General features: G+C 58.0%; 4 protein-coding genes and 1 pseudogene. 2 read left to right on the forward strand and 3 right to left on the reverse strand.

The window, feature by feature from the left end; all coding sequences use genetic code 11:
• Window positions 1-62: 62 nt before the first annotated feature.
• Window positions 63-239, forward strand: a pseudogene (locus P3W85_RS18285) (IS6 family transposase); the annotation flags it as partial.
• A 38-nt stretch (window positions 240-277) separates the two neighbouring features.
• Here P3W85_RS18285 and P3W85_RS18290 read toward each other — a convergent pair.
• Window positions 278-796: a heavy metal-responsive transcriptional regulator gene (locus P3W85_RS18290; RefSeq protein WP_276265830.1), complete on the reverse strand. Its 519-nt coding sequence runs from the start codon at window positions 794-796 to the stop codon at window positions 278-280.
• Between the two features lie 47 nt (window positions 797-843).
• On the opposite strand from P3W85_RS18290, the gene P3W85_RS18295 reads away from it, so the two are divergent.
• Window positions 844-1,761, forward strand: coding sequence for an MBL fold metallo-hydrolase (locus P3W85_RS18295; protein WP_276265831.1), 918 nt, complete (start codon window positions 844-846; stop codon window positions 1,759-1,761).
• Between the two features lie 448 nt (window positions 1,762-2,209).
• Here the strand turns inward: P3W85_RS18295 and P3W85_RS18300 are convergent, their stop codons facing one another.
• Window positions 2,210-2,359, reverse strand: coding sequence for a hypothetical protein (locus tag P3W85_RS18300; RefSeq protein WP_276265832.1), 150 nt, complete (start codon window positions 2,357-2,359; stop codon window positions 2,210-2,212).
• A 106-nt stretch (window positions 2,360-2,465) separates the two neighbouring features.
• A partial coding sequence (locus P3W85_RS18305; RefSeq protein WP_276265833.1) for a hypothetical protein occupies window positions 2,466-2,721 on the reverse strand: 256 nt, incomplete at its 5' end.

Here is a 2,721-nt window from a genome sequence, read left to right on the forward strand (position 1 = left end):
CGTCTAGTGCCCCGCCGAGCGCTGGCTATCGGGCCGCGAAGGCCTGATTCATCTGGCGTGCCGACCATCGGGCCATCAAGCGCCAGACTCGACCAATGCTTGGCTTCAAGGACTTCCGCTGCGCGCGCACCTTGCTGGGCGGCATCGAGCTCATGCATATGATCGCCAAGGGCCAGATGCAGTGCCACGATGGGAGCAATCCGTCGGCCGCTGACCAATTCTATGCCTTAGCCGCCTGAGCGAATCCCAACGCCCCAATTCGCTCGTCGCCGCGTCCTTATCGCGACAGAGCCTGCATCTTTCTAGCCATATGCGACGTCTCCTGACCGGCCGCCACAACTTTGGTTGCGGATTCAACGGAGACGGGAACTCCCAGGGGACAGGACAACGAGTTGGCCGTTGCGACCAGCTCTTTCCTCAAGGATCGAAGCGCGCTGATATGGGCATCGATCTGATCGATCTTGGCACTCAAGCGTTGTTCTATCTCGGCCCGACCAAATCTGCCGTCAATCAATTGTGGGATGATTTCTCGAATCTCGGCAAGCGAGAATCCGAGCGTTTGAGCGCTGCGTATGAATTGAATGTGCCGAATGGCCTCCGCACCGTATGAACGGTAGCCATTGCCTAGACGCGTGGGTGCCTCCAACAGCCCCACCTTCTCATAATAGCGCAGTGTATCTGTAGTGGTGCCAACGGCCTTTGCCAGTTCACTAATGTTCATCCGAGGGCATCTTTCAGGGTCATCACCCCGGCTTTCCTTGACATTGGAGTGTACACCAACGTTTAAGGTGCCCATGGGATTTCATTCATGGGATCCCAGAACCAATAGATCAAGGTGCCTCCATGCTTCGCAAGCTGATTCTTCTACTGCTGTCCGCTATTACCATTTCTGCTATCGCCGCCGATGCCCCGGCACCAATCAGCCAGTCGCTTCCCACCCATCCCAAGGTCACTTTTGCGGTCATCCGAACCGCGAAGCTATCTGTTACCGAGGCTTTGGTCTACGCAGGTGGGAGTTTTACTAGCAAGGTGAGTAATGACTTCTCCGCGTTCCTTGTTAGACATGGCGCAGACACTTTTCTGTTTGATGCGGGGCTGGGTTCCAAGGTGGCTGATCAATATCGGCTAGATATGCCTTGGTGGCAAAGTCTGTTCTTCAAGTACGAAGATCCGGTGGATCCCGTGAGAGCCCAACTCTTGCGCGCCGGCATTGAACCGGTTCAAACGATTATCCTGAGTCACAGCCACTGGGATCATGCCAGTGGCATTGTCGACTTCCCGGATTCCACAGTCCTGGTGCATCCCGCGGAGCTGGAGATGATAAGGCACCCTGCTGCTGGTGTCGGTGGCAGCTGGCACTCGCAGGTCAGCGCGCAATCGATCAAATGGAAAGCCTTGGCATTCAGGCCGGTGTCATATAGAGGGTTCGCCAGCAGTCTGGATCTCTATGGAGATGGTACGGTCGTGCTCGTACCGTTGCTCGGTCATACGCGCGGTTCGATCGGCATGTTTATAACAGTCGACTCCGGCAAACAGTACTTCTTTGTGGGCGATGCGGTCTGGAACGCCAAGGCACTGAAATTTGGTAGCCCGAAGTTCTGGGCGGCGCGCTGGTTGGTTGATGGTGAGATTGAACAAACACAAGATACCGTAGACCAGATTCGCGTGCTAATGGACGCGCATCCGGATATTGTCGTGGTTCCGTCGCACGATGGGTCAGTACAGACGGCACTGGGCTACTTCCCAGCCTGGGTTGAATGAGGCGACGTACTTGCACCGCGAATATTTTGCCGCAAAACCGCTGATTCCGTAGCAGAAGCCTTCTCGGCCACGTCCCGACCGTTTCGTGGCCACCGAAAGGCGATTCCGCTGTGGAGACCAGGCCGGTACGTCCCGGTGTCAAACGAACTAAATCATTGACGCAGGCGGACTGCATACGCATATACGACACGCCCTGACACCGGGCCCACCGCATCGCCACCAACGTCGGATCGACATAGTCGCCTTCGGCAGCCACTTCGGCCAAGTGCAACAACGAATCCATACCACGGTCGCAATCCTGGGCGCGCACCTCCTGGGGACGCTGGGCCCGCTGTCCGCATGCCTCGCGCGTTGGCGAAGAATTCGTCTGCCGTCTTCAGGAACGCCCCCACGAGGTGCTCGGGCACGTGATGGGTGACGGACTGCGTTTTGGGACGAGGCAGGTTGCTCATGCCGTCTTCTCCGATGGCGCGGGTTCGATGATGAAATTCGCGGCGGCGTAGCTCGCGTTGCAGTCCCACACTGCCTTGCCATCGCGGAAGAAGGTGCGCCAGCGGCCGTCGCTGACACAGCGTGGCCCGCGGAAACACGTCCTCATGCCCGTTCTCGATGGCAAGCATGTGGCTGGTCTCCCGGCACCTGGCCAGGTACTTGCCGGCCGGCAGCGGTTCAGGAATTGCCCTTCGTACCACGTGATTCCCTCCTTAACTTTGGCTAGCCAGGGTCTGAAACGCCAGCAGGAAGGCCGCACGTGCGGCCGTTTCGGCACGGTCAGTTTCGTCCTTGGCCGCGAGACAGTCGGCCTCGCTGACGGCCGCGTCGCCATCGAGAAAGCGGACGGCCAGCGAACGATAGCGCGCATTGGCTTCACGCAGTGCGGTGTATTCGTCCGGACAAGTCTGGGCAATATGCAAGTCAAACAGGCTGGCACTCATGGTTTCCTTCAGTCCTTTACTGCAT

This window comes from Cupriavidus basilensis (genome assembly GCF_029335485.1).
GTDB classification, from domain to species: Bacteria; Pseudomonadota; Gammaproteobacteria; order Burkholderiales; family Burkholderiaceae; genus Cupriavidus; species Cupriavidus basilensis_E.